This is a genomic window from Rhodococcus sp. JS3073, assembly GCF_026810085.1.
GTDB lineage: Bacteria > Actinomycetota > Actinomycetes > Mycobacteriales > Mycobacteriaceae > Rhodococcus_F > Rhodococcus_F wratislaviensis.
The window spans coordinates 7,059,235-7,081,976 of sequence record NZ_CP113951.1; the positions used below are offsets into that span (position 1 = coordinate 7,059,235).

Here is a 22,742-nt window from a genome sequence, read left to right on the forward strand (position 1 = left end):
GGTAGACGAGAGGGTCGCCGCATGAATGTGGGTCAACAGAGGATCGGTCTGAGCCGACGCGGGTTCCTCGTGGGCACCGGGGGAGCGCTGCTCGCGTTCGCCGCGGCCTGCAGCAGCTCGGACGGCGACGGCTCCGGCAACGGCAGTGAGCCGTCGGGCCCCGTCATCGCCCACAAGTACGGCGAGACCCAGGTGCCGACCGACCCGCAGCGCATCGTCAGTGTGGGCTACAACGACCAGGACACGATCCTCGCGCTCGGCGGCCCACTGGCAGGCACGTTCGACTGGTACGGCGACTACCCCTACGGCGTGTGGCCGTGGGCGCAGGACCTCCTCGGCGACGCGCAGCCCGAGATCGTGGGGACGGCGTCGACCAACATCGACTTCGAGAAGGTCGCGGCCATTGCCCCGGACCTGGTGGTCGGCACCTACTCCGGTCTCACCCAGGCCCAGTACGACAAGCTGAGCGCCATCGCGCCGACCGTGGCGCAGCCCGCGGACTTCGCCGACTACGGCGTTCCGTGGCAGGACCAGACGAGGATTCTCGGCGACGCGCTCGGCAAGAAGGACAAGGCTGCCGAGCTGGTGTCCTCCGTCGAGACGCAGTTCGACGACGTCCGGGCCGCCAACCCGGCGTTCGCGGGAAAGACCGTCCTCGTCGGCGCGCTCAAGGGCCCGGGGCAGTTCGGTGTGTACGGTCCGGAGGACCCGAAGGTCCGCTTCTTCACCGAACTCGGCTTCGTCAACCCGCCTGCCACGGAGCAGATCACCGGCAATTTCGCCGAGATCAGCACGGAGCAGCTGTCGCTCGCGAACGTCGACCTCCTCGTCTGGTACGCGGGCGGTGGCTACGGCGACAAGCTGCGCGCGGAACTCGACAAGACGCCGATCTATCAGGAACTCGACGTGGTGAAGGCCGGACGCACGATCACACTCGAGGACGCCGCCGCCGAGGCGATGGCGTGGAGCACCGTGTTGAGCCTGCCGTACGCGTTGAACGAGATCCCGCCGCGGGTGGCGCCCCTGCTCGCCTGAGACGCGGATGTCCGACGGTGTGAGCCCGGTTCGTGATACCAACGACTCGTGACCGCGATTCCTGAACTCCACGCCGGAACTCCTTTCGACGACCTCGACGACTACCTCGCGCTCGGCCGCATCGGCGGCCTCGCGCTGTCCGCGGACGGGAGAAGGCTCGTCGTCGCGCAGTCGACGCTCGACGAGAAGGCGACGAAGTACGTCACCGCGCTGTGGGAGATCGATCCCACCGGTGAGTTCGCGGCACGCCGGCTCACCCGTGGCCGCAGCGGGGAGTCCAACCCGGCGTTCACCAGCGACGGCGATCTCCTCTTCACGTCCTCCCGTCCGACGCAGGACGAGGACGACCTTCCGGACGACCTGTGGCGACTGCCCGCGCGAGGCGGCGAGGCGGTGGTCGTCGCGCGCCGCGGCGGCGGCATCACCGGGGTCCGCGCCGCACGGTGCGCGTCGCGTTTCGTCGTCACCACCGGGGTTCTGGGGAGTTCGGGCGAGTCCGCCGACGACGAGCGGGTGCGCGCCGAGCGCAAGGAGAAGAAGGTCTCGGCGATCCTGCACACGGGCTACCCGATTCGGTACTGGGACCACGATCTCGGTCCCGACGTGCCCCACCTCCTGTCCGCCCCACTGGACGCGCTCGCGGAGAACGGGCAGGAGCCGGAGCTGACCGACCTCACCCCGATGCCGGGTCCGGCGCTACGGGAGGCGAACTACGCGCTGAGCGACGACGGCGCCTTCGTCGTGACGTCGTGGACGGTTCCCGGTCCGCTGGCGTCGATACGGAACATCCTGGTGCGCGTCGACACCGAGACGGGGGCGCGCACGGTCCTCGTCGACGACGCCGACGCCGATCTGTCGGACCCGGTGATCTCCCCGGACGGACGGCACGTCGTGTTCACCCGGGAATCACATGCGACACCCGACTCCGCGCCTCGATTCACGCTGCACCGCTACAGCTTCGACACGGGCACCGTCACGGAGGTGGCGCCGGAGTGGGACCGGTGGGCCACGTCCGTGGTCTGGCTGTCCGACGGTTCGGGGCTCCTCGTCACCGCCGACGACCGTGGGCGCGCGCCGATCTTCGTCCTCCGTGACGGCGCGGACCCCACTCGGGTGACGACCGACGACTGCGCGTACACCGACCTGCAGGTGGCGCCCGACGGGTCGACGGTGTTCGCGCTGCGGGCGTCGTACGCGGCGCCGCCGCACCCGGTGCGCATCGACATCACCACCGGCGCGGTGTCACTGCTGAAGGCGCCCGCCGACCTCCCCGAGCTGCCGGGCACGCTGACGGAGGTCGAGACCGTCGCCGCCGACGGCGCGGCGGTGCGCGCGTGGCTCGCGGTGCCGACCGGCGCCTCCGCCCACGCGCCGGTGCCTCTCGCGCTGTGGGTGCACGGCGGCCCCCTCGGTTCGTGGAACACCTGGTCGTGGCGATGGAACCCGTGGCTGCTCGTGGCGCGGGGGTACGCCGTGCTGCTGCCGGACCCGGCGTTGTCGACCGGCTACGGGCAGGAGTTCGTGGAGCGGGGCTGGGGTAAGTGGGGCAAGGCACCGTTCACCGATCTCATGGCGGTCACCGACGCCGCGGTGGCGCTGCCGGAGATCGACGAGAACCGCACCGCGGCGATGGGTGGATCGTTCGGCGGCTACATGGCCAACTGGATCGCCGGACACACCGACCGGTTCAAGGCGATCGTCACCCACGCGAGCCTGTGGGCGCTGGACCAGTTCGGTCCGACCACCGACGCCGCCTGGTACTGGCAGCGGGAGATGACGCCCGAGATGGCGGTGGAGAACTCACCGCACCTGTACGTCGCGGACATCGTGACTCCGATGCTGGTCATTCACGGAGACAAGGACTTTCGCGTCCCGATCGGCGACGGGTTGCGCCTGTGGTTCGAGCTGCTGTCCGAGTCGGGGTTGCCCGCGGACGACGACGGTCGCACCGAACACCGCTTTCTCTACTTCCCGGACGAGAATCACTGGATCCTCACCCCGCAGAACGCGAAGGTCTGGTACCAGGTGGTGCTGTCGTTCCTCTCCGAGCACGTGCGGGGCGAGGACGTCGCGCTGCCCGAGATCCTGGGCCGGTAGCCGGGGCCGCGCGGGGCGGATTCACGTCCGCTTCTCGCGCCCCCGATCGAATTCCTTGCCACCCCACACACCGGTCTGACCGGTGGCCCTGGCGAACAGCTCGCAGCGCGTCCGCAGTGCGCAGTGATGACAGACGTCGCGCGCGTACGCGAAATCCTCTGTCGGAAACGGGAACCACCGGTCCGGCTCGGGGTCTGCACGGCACGCGGCGTTCACCCAGCCCGCCGGATCGTCGGAGGCGGGCAGCAGAGTGGACAGGGATGTGTCCAGGACGTCGGTCATCGGTAATCTCCCCTTCCCGGGAGAAGATCGGTCGGTAAGGCGGGTGCGGAGGTCTCGCGGCTAGACCGCCGCGAGATCCCTCCAGATCTGCCGCTGCGCCTTTTCGATGTGCCGGGGCGCCTTCGGCTCCCAGAGGAGCGGCATTCCCGCCTCCTCCGGTGTGCGGTCGGCCTTCCTCTGGTTGCAGGGGACGCAGCAGGCCACGAGGTTGGCCCACGTGTTCGGGCCGCCGCGGCTCCTCGGCAGCACGTGGTCGATGGTCGTCGCGGCCGGCTCGGCGCAGTAGCCGCAACGATTGCGGTCGCGCCGGAACACGCCCGCGAACGTCGCGCGGCTGCTGTCGGTCACCAGCACGGAGTGCTGGACGTAGACGTAGCGCAGCAGACGAATGGTCTGCGGCAGCCTGATCTCGACGTGTTGCGAGCGAATCGGGAACGGAGGCTCCCGATCCGCGACCGTCTCGGCCGCGCCGACGCTGATCAGCACGACGGCGCGCTCCGCGGGAATCTCGCAGAGGGCCTCGTACGTCACATTGAGGACCAGCACATCCGCGCGCGACCAGTTGCGGGCATCGAGGGTGCTGCCGGGTGGGTTACGGGAGAAGTGCCTCACGGGAGATCTCGGTTCTGTCGTCGGTTCGCGGCGGAGGGGGCACGCCGGGCGACGTCAGTCGAGTCAGGCGTGTCGGGCGGAGCGGTGGGTCTTCGGGGCGGGCATGATCCCGCGTTCGCCCTGCCGGCCGGCGGGGAAGGAGGAGGCGTCACCCGTACGTGACCGCTGCAAGCGGGCTGCGTGGGACGTGGGCAGTGCGCGCATCGCTACTTCCTTCCTGAACTCGACGTGTGAACCGATCGGAACACGTCGAGCATGACACAGCACACCGCCCGCGTCGTGGCATTTTTCGCGCCGTCGGAGCGGTGAGCCGGGGCCCGTCGAATCGGACAGGATGCGCGACACGTCCGATGGATGCGGTGAAGTAGCGGTTCTCTCGCTACGGTGTTCGATACGTACCCCGAATGAAGGAGACATCGTGGCACTTCCCCAGCTCACTGACGAACAGCGGGCAGCAGCTCTCGAGAAGGCCGCCGCCGCTCGTAAGGCACGCGCAGAGCTCAAGGACAAGCTCAAGTCCGGTGACATCACCCTCAAGCAGGTCCTTTCCAAGGCCGATGTCGACGACATCATCGGAAAGACCAAGGTCAGCGCCATTCTGGAAGCCCTGCCGAAGATCGGCAAGGTGAAGGCCCAGGAGATCATGGCCAACCTGGAGATCGCTCCGACGCGCCGCCTCCGTGGCCTCGGCGACCGTCAGCGCGACGCCCTGCTGGCGCACTTCAGCTGACACGTTCCCCGGGTGCCCGCCCCACCGCTTCCGGCGGCGGGCGGGCGCCCGGACGCGTCTTCCCGTCCTTCACCCCGTGAGTGCAACCTGAAGGTTGCGCAACGAGAGGTCAATGTGCAACCGTGGGGTAGCACATTGTCGAGAGGTGAGGATGATCATGAGCGTTCCGGACGCATCCCAGGACAGGATCGAGCGCGAGATCCAGATCGACGCCCCCATCGAGCGGGTGTTCCGGCTGGTGAGTGAACCCGGCTGGTTCATCGGCGACGGCGAGCCCGGCAAGACGACCACCACACGTGAAGGCGACGTCTTCGTCGTGGACTTTCCCCCGTACGGGCGCTTCCCGATACTTCCCGTCACGTCCGACGCACCGCACTACGTCTCGTTCCGCGGGGGAGACGATCCCGCGCAGCCGCTCGTGGAGGGCACGTCCACCCTGGTCGAGTTCTTCCTGTCGGAGCGGGACGGCGGCACACTCCTCCGCGTCGTCGAGACCGGATTCGCCGCCCTGTACCCGAATGCCGAGCGCCGCGCGGCCGCCTACGAAGGCAATGTCGAGGGCTGGGAAATGCAACTCGCGTTCGCCAAGCGCGACGCCGAAAGCGGCTAGCCATACGCCTCTGTCGCACTGGTGTGACGACCTCGCTGACCGCAGTCGGGGGTTGCGGTCAGCGAGGTCGGTGCGCCGCCGTTTCCGGAGACACGCCTGGATAGTCGTCGGGCCGGTGCGCTTCGTTACGCGTCTCGTGCGCTCGGATGCCGACGGGACGAAATCGGGGAGTACGGAGTCGGGTCGATGTCCGGTCGTCGTTCGTCCACGAGATCCGCGAGGACGCGGGCCGAGCCGACCGCCATGGTCCAGCCGACGTGACCGTGACCGGTGTTGAAGTACAGATTGTCGTGGCGTCCCAGCCCGATCATCGGCGGGCCGTCGGGCGTCATCGGGCGAAGGCCCGTCCGGTATCTGGCGGTGTCCCAGTCCACGGCGCCGGGGAACAGTTCGTTCCCCGCGTCCACGATTCCCGCGTAGTCGGCGGGGGAGTGACTGCGGTCGTACCCGACGAACTCCGCGGTGGCCGACATTCTCAGTTCGTCACCGAACCGCGACCAGGCGACGAGCGTCTTCTCGTCGATGCCGCCCACCACCGGCGCGCGGTCGGGATCCTTGACGGTCGCGGTCAGCGTGTATCCCTTGGCCGGGTAGACGGGCAGTCGCAGACCGATACTCCGCGCGACGAGAGCGCTCGCGGCACCGGCGGCGAGGACGAAGGCATCCGCGCGGACTTCACCCTGATCGGTGACGGCTGAGGTGATGGCCGCGCCGTCGGTCTCGAGGCGGACGACGGACGTGCCCAGGTGGAACCGGACCCCCAGCCGTCGGCATTCCTCGGCCAGCCCCACCGAGAATCGGTGCGGGTCGCCGGTGCCGTCGGTGCGGTCGTGGATCGCGCCGGCGAACGTGGCCGTCCCGTGCCGGAGGGCGGGCTCGGCGGCCGCGATCTCCTCGGGGCCCAGCACGTCCTGCCGCTGTCCGTGGTCGCGGAGCAGCTGCGAGTTGATCTGCGCTCGTTCGAGTTCCGCTTCGTCCCGGTACAGGTACAGCACGCCGTTCCGCGTCTGGCAGTACTCGAGGTTCTCGCGGGCCGCGAGTTCGTCCATCAGTTGCTGGCTGTACCGGGCAAGTCGGAGCTTCGCGAGAGTGTTCGACCGCGCCCGGGAGGCCGTGCACTCGCGGAGGAATCGCACTCCCCACCGGGCGAGTTCGACGTCCGCCCGGGGGCGGACGCGGATCGAGGTCGACGCGCCGAGCAACGAACGGAACAGCATGGTGGGAGCCGACGGCGACGCCCACGCGTAGGAGTGGCCGGGCGCGATCAGTCCGGCGGTGCTCGCGCTGGTGTCGGACGCGACGTCGCTGCGCCGGTCGTATACATGCACCTCGTGTCCACGTTCGGCGAGAGCATGGGCGGTCGCCACACCGACGACCCCTGCTCCGAGTACTGCCACCTTCATTCCGCTTCCTTTCCTTCGGTCGAGCCCCGGCCCGTGACGGCAATGGCCTGTATCTCCACGAGCAGCTGCGGGTCCAGCAGGTCCGCGACCACGGTCGCCCTGGCCGGGCGGTGCTCTGCGGCGAACCAGCGCATCCATTCCTCGTTGAAGCGTGGGGCGTCGCCGGCGTTCGCGAGATACACCGTGGCCGAGGCGATGTCGTGCAAGGTGGCGCCTGCCGCGGCGAGGACCCGGTCGAGTCGTGTGAGGGAGTGACGTGTCTGCTCCACCACGTCGGTGCCGACGACGTGGCCGGTGTCGTCGAATGAGACCTGGCCGGAGACGAATACGAGGTCCCCGACCCTGCGCGCCGACGGGTACGGGCTGGTGCCTGTGGTCACGCCGGGCACATCCACGATGTCACCCATGGTCGCGCTCGCCGGCCTCGGCGGTGTCGCTGTCGCCGCGCAGCACTTCCTTGACGTAGAAGCGCCAGCCGAGGAAGCCGACCCAGAGGGTGACGGCGATGACGGCGGCGGGTACCCCGAAATAGAGGAGGACGGGAATCATGCGAATTCTCCTTCGGTGACGCGGACGGCAGGCTGCTGCCGGCGCGGATAACGGGCCGCGGTGGCCATGGCGACCGTCACGAAGACGAGCAGGTTGGCGACGACGCCGGGCACGAGCCCGTCCAGTCCGAACGGAGCGTCGAGGCCCCACTGCCACACCGCGGTGACGATCGCGCCCGCCGTGATCGCCGACAGCGCCGCCGGAGCGGACCGCACGCCGAACAGCACGGCGCCGAACAGTGGAACGATGATCGTCGGAGCCCACAGTGTGTAGCTGTAGAGGAGGGCGTCGACGATGGACGGAACGCTGAGGGCGAAGATGGTCGCCCCGGCGCCGACGACGACACTGGTGGCCCGCTCGATGGTCAGCCGCCTCGACGGTGGCAATTCGGTGGGGCTGAGTGGCTGATAGATGTCCTTGGTGAGGACGACGGCGGTGGAATTGAGGTAGGAACTGGCCGTCGACATCACGACTGCCATCAGTGCCGCCACCACCAGTCCGAGAACGCCGACCGGCATCAGGTTCATCACCACAGTCGGAAGCGCCTGATCGCTTTCGATGTCCGGGTACAGGACGAGTGCGATCAACCCGAGAGACGCCGAGGTGAAGAAGAAGAAGAACGAGAAGAACCCGGCCAGTGCGTAGCCCTTACGGGCGTGCCGCGAGTCGGGGGTGGAGAACGTCCGCTGCGCGTACGGCGGGACCAGCGTCTCGCCGAGCAGTAGTGCCGCGAAGAGCGTGAGGAACTGTGCGGGGGAGTAGTCGCCCATGAACGAAAGGTGCTCGGCGGGAACACTGTCCAGGAGAGCCGACGGTCCGCCGACGGCGTCGAGTCCGATGAGGAGCGCGACCGGCAGGAGGACTCCCAGGAAGACGAACTGCAACAGGTCCGTCTGGATTACCGCCCAGGCCCCGCCGAACGAGGAGTAGAGCACGACCACTCCCATGCCGATGATCACCGCGGGCACGGTGGGCACGTCGAGGGTGGCGTTGACGACGGTACCGATGGCCAGGGCCTGGGCGCCGAGGATGCCGGCGCACAGGACGACGGACAGTATGCCGGTCACCAGTCGCGCCGGCCGGCCGTAGTGGGCCTCCATGATGTCGCCGAGGGTGTGGGCGCCGATGTAGTTCTTGAGTCTGGGCGCGACGAAGTAGCCGACGAGCACCGTCTGAACGCCGAACGCGCAGAACGCGAACATGTACACGTATCCGTCGCGCATGGCGGCGCCGGCGACGCCGAGCGATGCTCCGCCGCCGAGGAAGGCTGCGGCCAGGCTGCCGAAGAAGACCGGCCAGATGATTCGGTTGCCCGCCACGGCGAAATCGTCCGGCGACTTGACGCGTCGCATGGTCTGGACGCCGATCAGGACGAGTAGCAGGAAGTAGGCACCGAGAAGTATCCAGTCGAGGATTGCCATGTGAACTCCTAGTTGGGATGAACCCATCGTAGGAACGGTCTGTGACCGTGGCCACTAGGCAAGCTGACCTTGATCTACACTGAAATCGATCATTGATTGTGCGACATGCACAACGCCACGCGGAGATTCGGAAGGCCGTCCATGCTGAGTGAGGCTCTTGCGCAACGGATCGCGAACGAGATCACCGACGTCATCGGGTTCAACGTGCTCATCACGGATGCGTCCGGCACTGTGGTCGGCAGCGGGGACGAGCGTCGCATCGGCCAATTTCACGAGGCATCGATCGAGGTGATCCGTGCACGGCGCATGATCGCGCACTCCGCCGCGGACGTCCGCGACCTCGTCGGCAGTCTGCCCGGCGTCACCATTCCGCTCGTCATCGACGGTGACGTGGTGGGCACGATCGGGTTGTCCGGCTCACCCGAGCAGGTCGAGCAATTCGGGCTCGTGGTCAAGCGGCAGACCGAAATCCTGATGCAGGAGGCCTCGCGGATCGGTACCCGGCTGACCTACGAGCGGGCGACGGAAGAACTGCTCCGCGACATCTGTGATTGGCATCGCTCCACGTTCACCGAGGCCCAGATCGTGCGGCGGGCACGGGGTCTGGGATACGACCTGCGCCTTCCCCGGGTCATGGTGCTGATCGGCTACGACAGTCATACCGACGACGTCGCCGCCCCGGGGCAGCCCATGTCCCACAGGGTGCTGCGCGCCGTGCAGGAGGCCTTCGACTCCGCGACCGATCTGGTCGCACCGCTCGCCCGGCAGGTCGTCGCGGTCACCACCGTGGTGACCGCACCGACACCCGCGGCGGACGCTGCTTTGGCGGACCGGTGCCGGAAGTATGTGTCCCAGGTCCGCGAACGGGGATGGGACACTCGCGTGGGGATCGGCTCGATCGCGCACGGGGTCGAACAGCTCAATCTCTCGTCCCAGGACGCGTACGACGCGCTCCGGCTCGGCGCGGTACTCGACCCACGCGGGCAGGTCCACGACATCGACCGGTTCCGCCTCCATCAGGCCGTCTCGGTGATACCCGCGGAAACCCGTGACAGACTGTCACGGGCCGTGCTCGGCGCGTTGACCACCGACAGCGACTGGCCGCACCTGCAGGCGACGCTGATCGCCTGGGGGGAGTGCGGGTTCAACTCCAGCCGGGCGGCGAAGCGGCTGCACGTCCACCGCAATACCCTCGCCAATCGACTCGACAAGATCGCCCGGCTCCTCGGTCGCCCGCTGGACGAACCGGGCCTGGGCATGACGCTCTACCTCGCCTGTGTGGTGGCACAGCGGGCCGGCTGAGCCTTCTGCCGGCGTGTGTGGGAACACCACGGCGCGCCCGTCGCCGTGTCGCCGCCGATCGGCGGCGACTTCGATGCATACTCGACACTCTCGAGTGGTTGCCGCACTGGATGCGGCAGACGAACCGGAGGAATCCCTTGAACGACCACCACGTGCAGCTCTTCTCCGAGCTGCACAGCACCGCAGGATCCCAGGCAGGCGGCGAGGACGCCGGCGAGGCGCTGCGTCCCGTCGACCCCGAGCATCGCACCGCCACCGAGGTGCACCGCGCGCTGTTCAGCGACCAGTAGCGAGGCGGCCCGGTAGCCCCGTCGTCGGTCATCCGTGCGTTCATTAGACTCGACGGGTGACCAGTGCAGCTCCAGAAAATCCCCAGAACCGTGCCGATGCCCTCCCGAAGAGCTGGGACCCCAGTTCCGTCGAGGACGATCTGTATCAGGGCTGGGTAGACGCCGGTTACTTCCGTGCGGACCCGCACAGCGACAAGCCGGGCTACTCCATCGTCCTGCCGCCGCCCAACGTGACCGGCAGCCTGCACATGGGTCACGCTCTCGACCACACGTTGATGGACGCGCTGAGCCGCCGCAAGCGGATGCAGGGCTACGAGGTGCTGTGGCTGCCCGGCATGGACCACGCGGGCATCGCGACGCAGACCGTGGTCGAGAAGCAGCTCGCCGTCGACGGCAAGACGAAGGAAGACTTCGGCCGCGAGCTGTTCATCGACAAGGTGTGGGACTGGAAGCGCGAGTCCGGTGGCACCATCGGCGGCCAGATGCGCCGCATCGGTGACAGCGTCGACTGGAGTCGCGACCGGTTCACCATGGACGACGGGCTGTCCCGCGCCGTCCAGACGATCTTCAAGCGCATGTACGACGACGGGCTGATCTACCGGGCCGAGCGTCTCGTCAACTGGTCGCCCGTGCTGCAGACGGCGATCTCCGACATCGAGGTGAAGTTCGAGGACGTCGAGGGTGAGCTGGTCTCGCTGCGGTACGGCTCCCTGAACGACGACGAGCCGCACGTCGTGGTCGCCACCACCCGTGTCGAGACGATGCTCGGCGACACCGCCGTGGCCGTCCACCCCGACGACGAGCGCTACAAGCACCTGATCGGGACGACGCTCGAGCACCCCTTCACCGGGCGCGACATCCCGATCGTCGCGGACGAGTACGTCGATCCCGAGTTCGGCACCGGCGCCGTCAAGATCACGCCTGCGCACGACCCCAACGACTTCGAGATGGGCCTGCGGCACAACCTGCCGATGCCGACCATCATGGACAAGACCGGCAAGATCGCCGACACGGGAACGCAATTCGACGGGCTCGACCGCTTCGAGGCGCGCGTCAAGGTGCGCGAGGCGCTCGCCGAGCAGGGTCGTGTGGTCGCGGAGAAGCGGCCCTACCTGCACAGCGTCGGACATTCCGAGCGCACCGGTGAGTCCATCGAGCCGCGCCTGTCGCTGCAGTGGTGGGTGAAGGTCGAATCCCTCGCCAAGGCGGCCGGTGACGCGGTGCGCAACGGTGACACGGTCATCCACCCGGCCAGCCAGGAGCCGCGATGGTTCGCCTGGGTCGACGACATGCACGACTGGTGCATCTCGCGTCAGCTGTGGTGGGGTCACCGGATCCCGATCTGGTACGGCCCCGACGGTGAGGTCGCGTGCTTCGGACCGGACGAGACCGCGCCCGAGGGCTGGGTGCAGGATCCCGACGTCCTCGACACCTGGTTCTCCTCCGGGTTGTGGCCGTTCTCGACCATGGGCTGGCCCGAGAAGACGCCCGAGCTCGAGAAGTTCTATCCCACAAGTGTTCTCGTCACCGGTTACGACATCCTGTTCTTCTGGGTGGCGCGGATGATGATGTTCGGCACGTATGTGTCGGAGGACGACGCCATCGCTGGCGGCAAGTCCGGACCGCAGATGCCGTTCGAGGACGTGTTCCTGCACGGCCTCGTCCGCGACCAGTTCGGCAAGAAGATGTCGAAGTCGCGTGGCAACGGCATCGACCCGCTCGACTGGGTCGACCGCTTCGGCGCCGATGCGCTCCGCTTCACACTGGCCCGCGGCGCCAACCCCGGCAGCGACCTGTCCGTCGGCGAGGACCACGCGCAGTCCTCGCGGAACTTCGCGACCAAGCTGTTCAACGCGACGAAGTTCGCCCTCATGAACGGAGCCGCGCCGGCACCGCTGCCCGCACGCGGCGAGCTGACCGACGCGGACCGGTGGATCCTCGACCGCCTCGAGCAGGTGCGCGGGGAGGTCGACGCCGCATTCGACCGGTACGAGTTCAGCAAGGCGTGCGAGGCACTGTTCCACTTCGCGTGGGACGAGGTCTGCGACTGGTACCTCGAGCTGGCCAAGGTGCAGTTCGCCGAGAACGACACGGTCGCGGCGAACACGAGGGCCGTGCTCGGCAATGTCCTCGACGCCCTGTTGCGCCTGCTCCACCCGGTGATCCCGTTCGTCACCGAGACGCTGTGGAAGGCGCTCACCGAGCGTGAATCCGTCGTCGTGGCGGACTGGCCGCAGTCGAGCGGGGCCGCCGCGGATGTGGTTGCGGCGCAGCGCGTCGAGGACATGCAGCGACTGGTGACCGAGGTGCGCCGATTCCGCAGCGATCAGGGGCTCAAGCCCTCGCAGCGAGTGCCCGCACGGATCAGCGGCATCGCCGAGGCCGATCTGGACACGCAGCTCGCCGCGGTCACGTCGCTGGCGCGTCTGACCGACCCGGAGGACGGTTTCGCGGTGTCCGCGTCGGTGGAGGTGCGGTTGAGCAAGGCCACCGTCACCGTCGACCTCGACACGTCCGGCAACGTCGACCTCGGCGCCGAGAAGGCCCGGCTGGAGAAGGACCTCGCGGCCGCGCAGAAGGAACTCACCGGAACCACTGCCAAGCTGTCCAACGAGGCGTTCCTGGCCAAGGCCCCCGACGCCGTCAAGGACAAGATCCGTACGCGTCAGCAGATCGCGACGGAAGAAATCGAACGCATCACCAAGCGATTGAAGGAGCTGGAAGGCGCGTGACCTCGCCCGACTTCACGCCGGAGGAAGTCAGTCCTGTCGACCTCGCGGAACTCACACTGGTCGAGGCGGAACTCGACAAGCGGTGGCCCGAGACGAAGATCGAGCCGTCCCTCACCCGGATCGCGGCCCTGATGGACGTGCTCGGTTCGCCGCAGCACGGCTATCCCGCCATCCACGTCACCGGCACCAACGGCAAGACGTCGGTGACGCGAATGATCGACGCGCTGCTCACGGCGCTGCACCGGCGCACCGGCCGCACCACCAGCCCGCACCTGCAGCTCGCCACCGAGCGCATCAGCATCGACGGGCGCCCGGTGTCGCCCCGCCGGTACGTCGACACGTACCGGGAGATCGAACCGTACGTGCAGATGATCGACCAGCAGTCGCAGGCGGCCGGCGGCCCCGCGATGAGCAAGTTCGAGGTGCTCACCGCGATGGCCTACGCCGCGTTCGCGGAAGCCCCCGTCGACGTCGCCGTCGTCGAGGTGGGTCTCGGCGGGCGTTGGGACGCAACCAATGTCATCGACGGCGAGATCGCGGTGATCACCCCGATCAGTCTCGATCACGCCGAGTATCTCGGCGACGACCTCGCCGGGATCGCCGAGGAGAAGGCCGGCATCATCAAGAAGGGCCGCGAGGACGCGCTCGTGCCCCGCGACGCCGTCGCGATCCTCGCCGAACAGACACCGGAAGTGATGGAGGTGCTGCTCCGCCGGGCCGTCGAGGTGGATGCCGCGGTCGCGCGGGAGGGCTCCGAGTTCACGGTGCTCGCCCGGCAGATTGCCGTCGGCGGCCAGCAGCTCGAGTTGCAGGGACTCGGCGGGGTCTACACCGACATCTTCCTGCCCCTGCACGGGGAGCACCAGGCGCGCAACGCGTCGCTCGCGCTCGCAGCCGTGGAGGCGTTCTTCGGTGCGGGCCCGGAACGCCAGCTCGACCAGGAGGCCATCCGGGAGGCATTCGCCTCGGTCGTCAACCCGGGACGCCTCGAACGCGTACGCAGCGCCCCGACCGTCTTCCTCGACGCCGCCCACAACCCGGACGGGGCTCGTGCGCTCGCGGCCGCGCTGACCGCGGAGTTCGACTTCCGCAAGCTCGTCGGCGTCGTCAGCGTGATGGGGGACAAGGACGTCGACGGCATCCTGTCGGCGCTGGAACCGGTGTTCGACGAGCTCGTCGTGACGAACAACGGTTCGGCGCGGGCCATGGACGTCGACGATCTCGCCAATCTCGCGGTCGCCAAGTTCGGCGACGAACGCGTCGTCGTGGCACCCACACTCGCGGACGCGCTGGAAACGGCCATCGGACTGGCCGAGGAGGTCGCCGAGCCCGGTGAAGCAGTATCGGGGGCCGGCGTCGTGGTCACCGGATCCGTGGTGACCGCCGGCGCGGCCCGCACCCTCTTCGGAAAGGATCCAGCGTGAGCGAGCCAGACTCGAGTGCTTCGGAACCGGAGTTCGGGCCGCCGACCAAGGACCCGTGGAAGGGATTCCGCGGGGTGGTCGCGGGATCCCTGATCCTGGAAGCCATCGTGGTGCTTCTCGCCCTGCCGGTCGTCGCGACGGTCGGCGGGGGGCTCACCTGGTGGTCCGGAACCTACCTCGTGGGGCTCGCGGTGCTCATGATCCTCGGGGCGGGCCTGCAGGGCCGTCCCTGGGCGATGAAGTACAACCTGTTGTTGCAGGTGGGGCTCCTGCTCGGGTTCTTCGTCCACGTGTCGATCGGTTCGGTCGGCGTGGTCTTCGCCATCCTGTGGGGATACCTCCTCTACTTCCGCCGGAACGTCCGTCAGCGAATGGAGCGGGGCCTGCTGCCGGGGCAGCGAGGCTGACCATTTAGGCTGTGCGCCGTGACTGAGCGCACCCTTGTACTGATCAAGCCCGATGCCGTTGCCCGCGGATATGTAGGAGAAATCCTCGGTCGTATCGAGCGGAAAGGTCTGACGATCTCCGCGCTCGACCTGCGCACCGCTCCCGGCGATATCGCAGCCGCCCACTATGCCGAGCACGAAGGCCGCCCGTTTTACCCCGGCCTGCTGGAGTTCATCACGGGCGGCCCGCTCGTTGCCGCAGTGCTCGAAGGTCCCCGAGCGATTGCCGCGTTCCGTCAGCTCGCCGGTGGCACCGACCCGGTGGAGAAGGCGGTTCCGGGCACGATTCGCGGCGATTTCGGGCTCGAAGCCCAGGAGAACCTGGTTCACGGCTCCGACTCGGTCGAGTCCGCCGAGCGCGAGATCGCCCTCTGGTTCCCGCACCTCGCCGCCAACTGACACCACCTCTTCACCCACCCTTCGACCCACCGACCTGCCCTCCGGGCCGGCGGCGCCATCGCGTGCGGAACATGTTCCAGACCGATACGTGCGCCGCTGGCACGGACTGCGGCGCACGTGTGGGATACTGAGGGTGGTCGGACCGCAATTTGTGCACCACGTGGCTTCGACCGGATGACACCACGGTTCGATGCCCTTCATCGCTGCCCCTGCGTCAACAGGAAATACCTGGGCGTTTCGGCACGCTGGATGATCAGGCGCTCGCGCCGTGGATCACGGCCATCCGTAAGGCACTACATGGGTGTGCAGTGAAAACGGACACTGCACGCGCTGTGTGGAGCGAGACCAGACAATCTCGCGCTCACATCTGGGGCGCGAGTACACATACTGCGCCCTCGCGTGGCCGCGTGACACCCCCAGACACGGGAGTGGACGCGCCCGGGGGCTGAGGAGACTACGTGGCCGATCAAGCGCCGCCCACAAATTCAGAGCCGAACGACACGGCCACCGCCGGGAGCACGGTTCCCGCTCTTCCGGAGAAGATTCGCGTACACGCCCTCGCGAAGATGCTGGGCGTGACGAGCAAGCAGGTAATCGCCGAGGCTGCGGCCCTCGGAACGGAATTGCGCAGCGCGCAGTCCAGCCTGCAACGCGACATTGCCGAGCGCGTGCACGCGGCCTTCACCGCTGCGCAGAACGCTCCCACCGAGTCACCCGCCGCGGCCGAAGCGGTCGCGGAGACCCCTGCCGCCGAACCGGTCGTCGAGGTCGCGCCGGAACCGGTCGCGGCCGCGGACGTCGAGGAAGCGGCGGCCGAGCAGACCGCGGCTCCGGAGGTTCCCACCGAGGAAGCTCCTGCCGAGAAAGCCCCGGCCCAGGAAGCTCCCGCGCAGGAGCCCGTCGCCGAGGAGGCCGCGGTTTCCGAGCGCGACCTCGGACGCGACCTGTTCACCACCGCGTCGTACCAGGTCGAGGCGCCCGCCGCCGAGCCCGCCGCGGAGACTCCGCCCGCCGTCTCGCAGGTCCCGCTCTTCCTGCAGCCCGACCTCGCGGCGGTCGAGACCCCGCCGCGTCGCCGGCGCAGTCGCCGGGATGCCGGGACACCGGAACCCACCACCGAGCAGCCGCCCGTCGCCGAATCGCGCCAGGCCGCCGCTGAATCGCGCCAGTCCGTCGCCGAATCGCGCGAGGACGTGACCGAGCCCGCGAAGGCCACGGACACCGGAACCGCCGACACCGAGTCGGACGAGTCCGACGTCGACGGGGATCAGCCGCGCCGTCGCCGCCGCGGCCGTCGCGGCCGTGGTCGCGGACGGGGCGAACAGCAGAATGAGCAGGACACCGACACCGACACCGAGGGTGCCGAGGCCGAGGAGTCCGCGCACGAGGACAAGGTCGCCGAGGCGCCGACTCGGGAGCCCGAAGAGAAGCCGAAGAAGGATTCCGAGGACAAGCCCGCGGAGGCCGAGCAGGCCGAAGCGGAGTCCGGTGACGAAGAGGCCGGTGAGGGCGACTCCGACGGGTCGAGCCGTCGCCGCCGTCGTCGTCGCCGTCGCAAGTCCGGTGGCGAGGGCTCGGGCGAGGCCACGTCCGAGGACGATCCGCCGAACACCGTCGTCCACGAGCGGGAACCTCGCAACAAGAGCCGCTCGAAGGACGAGGTCCAGGGCATCACGGGTTCGACGCGGCTCGAGGCGAAGCGTCAGCGTCGCCGCGACGGCCGCGACGCCGGCCGCCGCCGTCCGCCGATCCTCACGGAATCGGAGTTCCTGGCCCGCCGCGAGGCCGTCGACCGCGTGATGGTGGTGCGCGACCGCATCGCCACCGGGCAACCGCACGCGACGACGCAGGTCGCCGTGCTCGAGGACGGCGTCCTCGTCGAACACTTCGTGACCACGTCGGCGTCGGCCTCGATGGTCGGCAACGTGTACCTCGGACGCGTCCAGAACGTTCTGCCCAGCATGGAAGCCGCGTTCATCGACATCGGCCGCGGCCGCAACGGCGTCCTGTATGCCGGTGAGGTCAACTGGGAGGCCGCCGGCCTCGGTGGCAATTCCCGCAAGATCGAGCAGGCGCTCAAGCCGGGCGACCAGGTGCTGGTCCAGGTCAGCAAGGACCCGGTCGGGCACAAGGGTGCGCGGCTGACCACGCAGATCAGCCTCGCGGGCCGCTTCCTCGTGTACGTACCGGGCGGCACGTCCACCGGTATCAGCCGCAAACTGCCCGACACGGAGCGCAAGCGCCTCAAGGACATCCTGCGCGACATCGTGCCCTCGGATGCCGGAGTCATCATCCGGACCGCGTCGGAGGGCGTGAGCGAAGAAGAACTCGCCCGCGACGTGAAGCGTCTGCAGGATCAGTGGGCCGGGATCGAGGCTCAGGCCGCGAAGGCGGAATCCGGCAAGTCCGGTAACCCGCAGGCACTGTACGAGGAGCCCGACCTTCTCGTGAAGGTCATCCGCGACCTGTTCAACGAGGACTTCTCCAAGCTCGTGATCGAGGGAGAGAAGGCCTGGTCGACGGTCGAGTCGTACATCAAGTCGGTGGCTCCCGACCTCATGCCGAGGCTCGAGCAGCACACGTCGGACAACAGTGTCGACGTCTTCGAGGCGCACCGCATCGACGAGCAGCTGGCGAAGGCGCTCGACCGCAAGGTCTGGTTGCCGTCCGGCGGCACGCTCGTCATCGACCGCACCGAGGCCATGACCGTGGTCGATGTCAACACCGGCAAGTTCACCGGTGCCGGCGGAAACCTCGAGGAGACCGTCACCCGGAACAACCTCGAGGCGGCCGAGGAGATCGTCCGGCAGATGCGCCTGCGCGACATCGGCGGGATGATCGTCGTCGACTTCATCGACATGGTGCTCGAATCGAATCGCGATCTCGTGCTGCGACGCCTGACCGAGGCACTGGGCCGGGATCGCACCCGCCACCAGGTGTCCGAGGTCACGTCGCTGGGCCTGGTCCAGATGACGCGGAAGAAGCTGGGCACCGGGCTGGTCGAGGCGTTCTCGACGACGTGTGAGCACTGCCACGGCCGGGGCATCATCGTTCACGCCGAGCCGATCGAGGTGAAGACCTCCGAGGACAACGGTGCGCGCGCGTCGTCCCGCGGCGGCGATTCCGGTGGCTCCCGCAAGAAGCGGGGACGCGACAAGTCGTCCGGCGGGGAGACCTCGCAGCCTCCTGTGCACGAGGAGACCCCGACGGTGGATGCCACCGTCAAGCGGGCCCACCCGGTCGCCCTCGCGATGGCACACCACCATCACGAGGAGGAGGCCGCGCACGCACACAGCGGGCACGCGGCGGAGCAGCCCGCCGCGGCGGTTCCCGAGCCGGAGCGGGCGATCGCCGACACGGCGGAGACGCCGGCGGCGGACCTGCCCGGGATCGAGGAAGCCGTGGCGGAGGCCCCGGCAGCGGTGGCTGCGGAAGCGGTCGTGGCTCCCGAGGCGGAGGACGCTGTCGTCGAGGAGGCTGTCGTCGAAGAAGCCGTCGCCGAAGAAGCCGTCGCCGAAGCGCCGGTCGTCGAAGCTGCGCCGGCCGAAGCGGCTCCGGTCGCCGAGACCCCGGAACCCGTCGTGGAGCGCGAGCCCGAACCGGAGCCGGTGGCCCCGCCGCGGCGCCGGAGCCGGCGGGTGTCGAGGGCAGCGGCAGCGCCGGTGTCCGAAACCCCGAGCGCCGGGACGGTATTCGTGATTCCGACATCGGAGTCCGGCGCGGAGCACGCACCGGAGCCCGAACCGGCCATGTCGGCTTCGGCCGTGAGCGGACCGCCGGCGTCCTCGCCCGACGGCGCGGATTCGCAGGCAGCGCCGCGCAGGCCGCGTCGTCGCCGGGCCGCGGCACGTCCCGCCGGCCCGCCGGTGGACGCCGACAACTGACGAGGGACCTCAGGAAGGCAATCGACGCCGGTTTGTACGGAACGGTTGCCTTCCTGTAACCTTGACCAGTCGCTACTCGGCGATGAAGGTCAGCTGTGCCCTCACTTGTGAAGGCTGCGCGATCTCGACCGAGCTAGCCGTCACACCAGACCAGTCGCGCACACTGTGGCGCGAGCAAGTTCGAAGAAGCAAGGGGTAGCCCTCCGATGGCAACGTACGCGATCGTCAAGACCGGCGGAAAGCAGTACAAGGTCGCTGTTGGTGACCTCGTCAAGGTCGAGAAGATCGAGGGTGAGCCCGGCACTGCTGTCTCGCTTGCTCCCGTTCTCGTCGTCGACGGATCCGATCTGACGACCGACGCCGACAAGCTGGCCAAGATCTCGGTCACGGGTGAGGTCGTCGAGCACACCAAGGGCCCGAAGATCCGGATCCACAAGTTCAAGAACAAGACCGGCTACCACAAGCGTCAGGGCCACAGGCAGAAGCTGACGGTCCTCAAGGTCACCGGCATCAAGTAGCTAGAGCTTCAGAGCTGATTTCACCCGAGGAGGGTCAAGAACATGGCACATAAGAAGGGTGCATCCAGCTCCCGTAACGGTCGCGATTCAAATGCTCAGCGACTCGGCGTGAAGCGTTTCGGCGGCCAGTCCGTCAGCGCCGGCGAGATCCTGGTGCGTCAGCGCGGAACCCACTTCCACCCCGGCGTCAACGTCGGTCGTGGCGGCGACGACACGCTCTTCGCGCTCTCTGCCGGTGCCGTCGAGTTCGGCACCAAGCGTGGACGCAAGACCGTGAACATCGTTCCGGCGGCGGCAGAGGCCTAGTCCTGCCGCGAGTATGCATCGTCCCGTGAGGGACGTTTCACGCTCCCAATAGGGGCGGACCTGGGTCGTGATACCCGGTCCGCCCCTATTGTTTTTTTCAAGAGTGAGATCAACACAATTGACTGAGGAAGGATCCGGCAGTCATGTCCCGATTCATTGACCGCGTCGTGCTGCACGTCAGCGCCGGAAAAGGCGGCAATGGCTGCGCCTCCGTACACCGGGAGAAGTTCAAACCGCTCGGTGGCCCGGACGGCGGCAACGGCGGGCGTGGCGGTGACGTCGTGCTCGAGGTGGACGGCAACGTCCACACCCTCCTCGACTTCCATTTCCACCCCCACGCGAAGGCCACCAACGGCAAGCAGGGGATGGGGAGCAACCGTGACGGCGCCCAGGGCGACGACCTGATCCTGAAGGTCCCCGACGGCACCGTCGTCCTCGACAAGGACGGCCGTATCCTCGCCGACCTCATCGGTGTCGGCACCCGCTTCGAGGCCGCCCAGGGTGGCCGCGGCGGACTCGGCAACGCGGCCCTGTCGTCGAAGGCGCGCAAGGCGCCGGGCTTCGCCCTCCTCGGTGAGGACGGCGTCGAGCGGGAACTGGTCCTCGAACTGAAGTCCGTGGCCGATGTCGGGCTGGTCGGATTTCCGTCTGCGGGCAAGTCCTCGCTCGTGTCGGTGCTGTCGGCGGCGAAGCCGAAGATCGCCGACTACCCGTTCACGACGCTCGTGCCGAACCTCGGTGTGGTCTCGAGCGGCGACACCACGTTCACGGTGGCCGACGTGCCCGGGTTGATCCCCGGCGCGAGCGACGGCCGCGGACTGGGTCTGGACTTCCTGCGCCACCTCGAGCGGTGCGCCGTGCTGGCCCACGTCGTCGACTGCGCGACGCTCGACCCGGGCCGCGATCCGATCTCCGACATCGACGCGCTCGAGGCCGAACTCGCGGCGTACAAGGGCGCGTTGTCCGGGGACACGGGGCTCGGTGACCTCGCGGACCGTCCCCGCATCGTGATCCTGAACAAGGCGGACGTGCCGGAGGCCGCGGAGCTGGCCGAGATGGTGACCCCCGACCTCGAGGCTCGCGGATGGCCGATCTTCACGATTTCGGCCGTGAGCCGAGAGGGATTGCGCCCGTTGACGTTCGCACTGGCGAAGCTGGTTGCGGACTACCGTGAGGCGCACCCGAAGGCCGAGCCGAAGCGTCAGGTGATCCGCCCGGTGATCGCGAACGAGAACAGCTTCAGCGTCGTCGCCGATCCCGAGATTCCCGGTGGGTTCATCGTCCGCGGCACGCGGCCGGAGCGCTGGGTGCGGCAGACGCAGTTCGACAACGACGAGGCCGTGGGCTACCTCGCCGACCGCCTCGCGCGGCTCGGGGTGGAAACCGAACTCGTCAAGCAGGGTGCGGAGCCGGGCGCGTCCGTCACGATCGGCAACGTGAGCTTCGACTGGGAGCCCCAGACACCCGCTGGTGTCGATCTCACCCGCACCGGGCGCGGCACCGACCCGCGTCTGGACCAGGTGGAGCGGATCGGCGCCACGGAACGCAAGCACGCTTCCAGGGTCCGTCGCGGTCTCGAAGGCCTCGACCCCGAAGACCAGTGAGCGCCACCCGGCGCACGATCGCGTCGGCCGGCAGCATCGTCGTGAAGATCGGATCGTCCGCGCTGACCAGCCTGGTCGGCGGGCTCGACGTCGGTCGACTCGACGCGCTGGCCGACGCGATCGAGGCACGGATGCGTGCCGGTTCCGACGTGGTCGTCGTGTCGTCCGGGGCCGTGGGCGCGGGTCTGGCCCCGCTGGGGCTGACCAAGCGGCCACGGGACCTGGCGACGAAGCAGGCCGCCGCGAGCGTGGGCCAGCTCGCGCTGGCCCACGCCTGGGGCACGTCGTTCGCCCGGTACGGGCGCACCGTCGGGCAGGTGCTGCTCACCGCGGACGACATCGCGCGCCGCGCGCAGCATCGCAACGCGCAACGCACCCTCGACCGCCTGCGCGCGCTGCACGCGGTCGCGGTCGTCAACGAGAACGACACGGTGGCCACGGCGGAGTTGCGATTCGGTGACAACGACCGGCTCGCGGCACTCGTCGCGCACCTGGTCGGCGCCGACGCGCTGGTCCTGCTGTCCGATGTCGACGGGCTGTACGACGGCGACCCCCGCAAGGGCAACGCCACGCTGATTCCCGAGGTGAACAGCCCCGAGGATCTCGACGGGGTGGTCGCGGGCTCGGGCGGCGCTCTCGGCACCGGCGGGATGGCGTCCAAGCTGTCGGCAGCGCGCCTCGCGGCCGATGCCGGCGTACCCGTGCTGCTCGCCGCCGCCTCGGATGCCGAGGCAGCGCTGCGGGACGCCGGGGTGGGGACGGCGTTCGCGGCCCGGCCGTCCCGGTTGTCGGCGCGCAAGTTCTGGGTACGCCACGCCGCGGACGAGCAGGGGATCCTGCACATCGACGAGGGCGCTGTGCGTGCCGTCGTCACCAAGCGGCGGTCGTTGCTGCCCGCGGGGATCAGCGCGGTATCGGGGCGGTTCTACGGCGGCGACGTCGTGTCGCTCCTCGGCCCCGACGAGCGTCCCGTCGCCAGGGGAGTGGTGGCATACGACTCCGCCGAGATCAGCGACATCCTGGGCAAGTCGACCCAGGAACTGCCCGCGGAGATGCAGCGCCCCGTCGTCCACGCGGACGATCTGGTGCCGCTCTGAG

Annotated in this window: 22 protein-coding genes; 15 read left to right on the forward strand and 7 right to left on the reverse strand. The window is 68.6% G+C overall.

The window, feature by feature from the left end; genetic code table 11:
- Positions 1–21: 21 nt before the first annotated feature.
- Positions 22–1,035 carry an iron-siderophore ABC transporter substrate-binding protein gene (locus OYT95_RS32135; protein WP_268790070.1) on the forward strand — a complete coding sequence of 338 codons (1,014 nt, stop codon included), beginning with the start codon at positions 22–24 and terminating at the stop codon, positions 1,033–1,035.
- 48 nt (positions 1,036–1,083) lie between these two features.
- Positions 1,084–3,132, forward strand: coding sequence for a S9 family peptidase (locus OYT95_RS32140; RefSeq protein ID WP_268790071.1), 2,049 nt, complete (start codon positions 1,084–1,086; stop codon positions 3,130–3,132).
- Positions 3,133–3,153: 21 nt separating this feature from the next.
- Here OYT95_RS32140 and OYT95_RS32145 read toward each other — a convergent pair whose 3' ends face one another.
- From OYT95_RS32145 to OYT95_RS32155, 3 genes are all read right to left on the reverse strand, one after another.
- On the reverse strand, positions 3,154–3,414 hold the full coding sequence (locus OYT95_RS32145; protein WP_012688276.1) for a WhiB family transcriptional regulator: 261 nt from the start codon (positions 3,412–3,414) through the stop codon (positions 3,154–3,156).
- Between the two features lie 60 nt (positions 3,415–3,474).
- The gene (locus OYT95_RS32150; protein WP_128641890.1) at positions 3,475–4,026 is read right to left on the reverse strand and encodes an HNH endonuclease; all 552 of its coding nucleotides are present in this window, start codon (positions 4,024–4,026) and stop codon (positions 3,475–3,477) included.
- 63 nt (positions 4,027–4,089) lie between these two features.
- The gene (locus OYT95_RS32155) at positions 4,090–4,230 is read right to left on the reverse strand and encodes a hypothetical protein (RefSeq protein ID WP_158461338.1); all 141 of its coding nucleotides are present in this window, start codon (positions 4,228–4,230) and stop codon (positions 4,090–4,092) included.
- A gap of 214 nt (positions 4,231–4,444) precedes the next feature.
- Between OYT95_RS32155 and mihF the strand changes: the two genes are divergently transcribed.
- Entirely contained in the window at positions 4,445–4,756 is a 312-nt protein-coding gene (gene mihF, locus OYT95_RS32160; protein ID WP_005248100.1) for an integration host factor, actinobacterial type, read from the forward strand.
- Positions 4,757–4,907: 151 nt separating this feature from the next.
- Entirely contained in the window at positions 4,908–5,366 is a 459-nt protein-coding gene (locus OYT95_RS32165) for an SRPBCC family protein (RefSeq protein ID WP_037226341.1), read from the forward strand.
- Positions 5,367–5,491: 125 nt separating this feature from the next.
- Here the strand turns inward: OYT95_RS32165 and OYT95_RS32170 are convergent, their stop codons facing one another.
- The 4 genes from OYT95_RS32170 to OYT95_RS32185 are packed head-to-tail and all read right to left on the reverse strand — an operon-like array spanning position 5,492 to position 8,739.
- The gene (locus OYT95_RS32170) at positions 5,492–6,769 is read right to left on the reverse strand and encodes a D-amino acid dehydrogenase (RefSeq protein WP_037226342.1); all 1,278 of its coding nucleotides are present in this window, start codon (positions 6,767–6,769) and stop codon (positions 5,492–5,494) included.
- Positions 6,766–7,176, reverse strand: a complete 411-nt coding sequence (locus OYT95_RS32175; RefSeq protein WP_052032822.1) for a RidA family protein — start codon at positions 7,174–7,176, stop codon at positions 6,766–6,768. The genes OYT95_RS32170 and OYT95_RS32175 overlap by 4 nt, the downstream gene beginning before the upstream one ends.
- Positions 7,169–7,318: a hypothetical protein gene (locus tag OYT95_RS32180; RefSeq protein WP_167344009.1), complete on the reverse strand. Its 150-nt coding sequence runs from the start codon at positions 7,316–7,318 to the stop codon at positions 7,169–7,171. Before OYT95_RS32180 ends, OYT95_RS32175 begins: the two co-directional genes overlap by 8 nt.
- A complete protein-coding gene (locus OYT95_RS32185) occupies positions 7,315–8,739 on the reverse strand; it encodes a sodium:solute symporter family protein (protein ID WP_037226343.1) in 1,425 nt (474 codons plus the stop codon). The genes OYT95_RS32180 and OYT95_RS32185 overlap by 4 nt, the downstream gene beginning before the upstream one ends.
- Before the next feature lie 141 nt (positions 8,740–8,880).
- Here OYT95_RS32185 and OYT95_RS32190 point away from each other — a divergent pair, with 141 nt between their 5' ends.
- From OYT95_RS32190 to proB, 11 genes are all read left to right on the forward strand, one after another.
- A complete protein-coding gene (locus tag OYT95_RS32190) occupies positions 8,881–10,041 on the forward strand; it encodes a CdaR family transcriptional regulator (protein ID WP_245973466.1) in 1,161 nt (386 codons plus the stop codon).
- Positions 10,042–10,178: 137 nt separating this feature from the next.
- The gene (locus OYT95_RS32195) at positions 10,179–10,331 is read left to right on the forward strand and encodes a hypothetical protein (RefSeq protein ID WP_009474026.1); all 153 of its coding nucleotides are present in this window, start codon (positions 10,179–10,181) and stop codon (positions 10,329–10,331) included.
- A 56-nt stretch (positions 10,332–10,387) separates the two neighbouring features.
- A complete protein-coding gene (locus tag OYT95_RS32200; RefSeq protein ID WP_128641894.1) occupies positions 10,388–13,063 on the forward strand; it encodes a valine--tRNA ligase in 2,676 nt (891 codons plus the stop codon).
- Entirely contained in the window at positions 13,060–14,487 is a 1,428-nt protein-coding gene (gene folC, locus OYT95_RS32205; RefSeq protein WP_005261300.1) for a bifunctional tetrahydrofolate synthase/dihydrofolate synthase, read from the forward strand. The genes OYT95_RS32200 and folC overlap by 4 nt, the downstream gene beginning before the upstream one ends.
- Positions 14,484–14,894, forward strand: a complete 411-nt coding sequence (locus tag OYT95_RS32210) for a DUF4233 domain-containing protein (RefSeq protein WP_005248087.1) — start codon at positions 14,484–14,486, stop codon at positions 14,892–14,894. Before folC ends, OYT95_RS32210 begins: the two co-directional genes overlap by 4 nt.
- An 18-nt stretch (positions 14,895–14,912) precedes the next feature.
- A complete protein-coding gene (gene ndk / locus OYT95_RS32215) occupies positions 14,913–15,332 on the forward strand; it encodes a nucleoside-diphosphate kinase (protein ID WP_005248085.1) in 420 nt (139 codons plus the stop codon).
- Positions 15,333–15,790: 458 nt separating this feature from the next.
- A complete protein-coding gene (locus OYT95_RS32220; RefSeq protein ID WP_128641895.1) occupies positions 15,791–19,216 on the forward strand; it encodes a translation initiation factor IF-2 N-terminal domain-containing protein in 3,426 nt (1,141 codons plus the stop codon).
- A 206-nt stretch (positions 19,217–19,422) separates the two neighbouring features.
- Positions 19,423–19,734 carry a 50S ribosomal protein L21 gene (rplU, locus tag OYT95_RS32225; protein ID WP_005248081.1) on the forward strand — a complete coding sequence of 104 codons (312 nt, stop codon included), beginning with the start codon at positions 19,423–19,425 and terminating at the stop codon, positions 19,732–19,734.
- A 42-nt stretch (positions 19,735–19,776) separates the two neighbouring features.
- Positions 19,777–20,040: a 50S ribosomal protein L27 gene (gene rpmA, locus OYT95_RS32230; RefSeq protein WP_005248077.1), complete on the forward strand. Its 264-nt coding sequence runs from the start codon at positions 19,777–19,779 to the stop codon at positions 20,038–20,040.
- Positions 20,041–20,183: 143 nt separating this feature from the next.
- Entirely contained in the window at positions 20,184–21,644 is a 1,461-nt protein-coding gene (obgE, locus tag OYT95_RS32235; protein ID WP_037226351.1) for a GTPase ObgE, read from the forward strand.
- Positions 21,641–22,741, forward strand: a complete 1,101-nt coding sequence (gene proB, locus OYT95_RS32240; protein WP_268790072.1) for a glutamate 5-kinase — start codon at positions 21,641–21,643, stop codon at positions 22,739–22,741. The genes obgE and proB overlap by 4 nt, the downstream gene beginning before the upstream one ends.
- The last annotated feature ends 1 nt before the right edge of the window (position 22,742 follow it).

Coding starts and splice junctions, on each gene's coding strand:
- OYT95_RS32135 (WP_268790070.1), top strand. CDS start 22: ATGAATGTGGGTCAACAGAGGATCGGTCTGAGCCGACGCGGGTTCCTC.
- OYT95_RS32145 (WP_012688276.1), bottom strand. CDS start 3,414: ATGACCGACGTCCTGGACACATCCCTGTCCACTCTGCTGCCCGCCTCC.
- OYT95_RS32155 (WP_158461338.1), bottom strand. CDS start 4,230: ATGCGCGCACTGCCCACGTCCCACGCAGCCCGCTTGCAGCGGTCACGT.
- OYT95_RS32165 (WP_037226341.1), top strand. CDS start 4,908: ATGATCATGAGCGTTCCGGACGCATCCCAGGACAGGATCGAGCGCGAG.
- OYT95_RS32170 (WP_037226342.1), bottom strand. CDS start 6,769: ATGAAGGTGGCAGTACTCGGAGCAGGGGTCGTCGGTGTGGCGACCGCC.
- OYT95_RS32175 (WP_052032822.1), bottom strand. CDS start 7,176: ATGGGTGACATCGTGGATGTGCCCGGCGTGACCACAGGCACCAGCCCG.
- OYT95_RS32180 (WP_167344009.1), bottom strand. CDS start 7,318: ATGATTCCCGTCCTCCTCTATTTCGGGGTACCCGCCGCCGTCATCGCC.
- OYT95_RS32185 (WP_037226343.1), bottom strand. CDS start 8,739: ATGGCAATCCTCGACTGGATACTTCTCGGTGCCTACTTCCTGCTACTC.
- OYT95_RS32190 (WP_245973466.1), top strand. CDS start 8,881: ATGCTGAGTGAGGCTCTTGCGCAACGGATCGCGAACGAGATCACCGAC.
- rplU (WP_005248081.1), top strand. CDS start 19,423: ATGGCAACGTACGCGATCGTCAAGACCGGCGGAAAGCAGTACAAGGTC.
- rpmA (WP_005248077.1), top strand. CDS start 19,777: ATGGCACATAAGAAGGGTGCATCCAGCTCCCGTAACGGTCGCGATTCA.
- obgE (WP_037226351.1), top strand. CDS start 20,184: ATGTCCCGATTCATTGACCGCGTCGTGCTGCACGTCAGCGCCGGAAAA.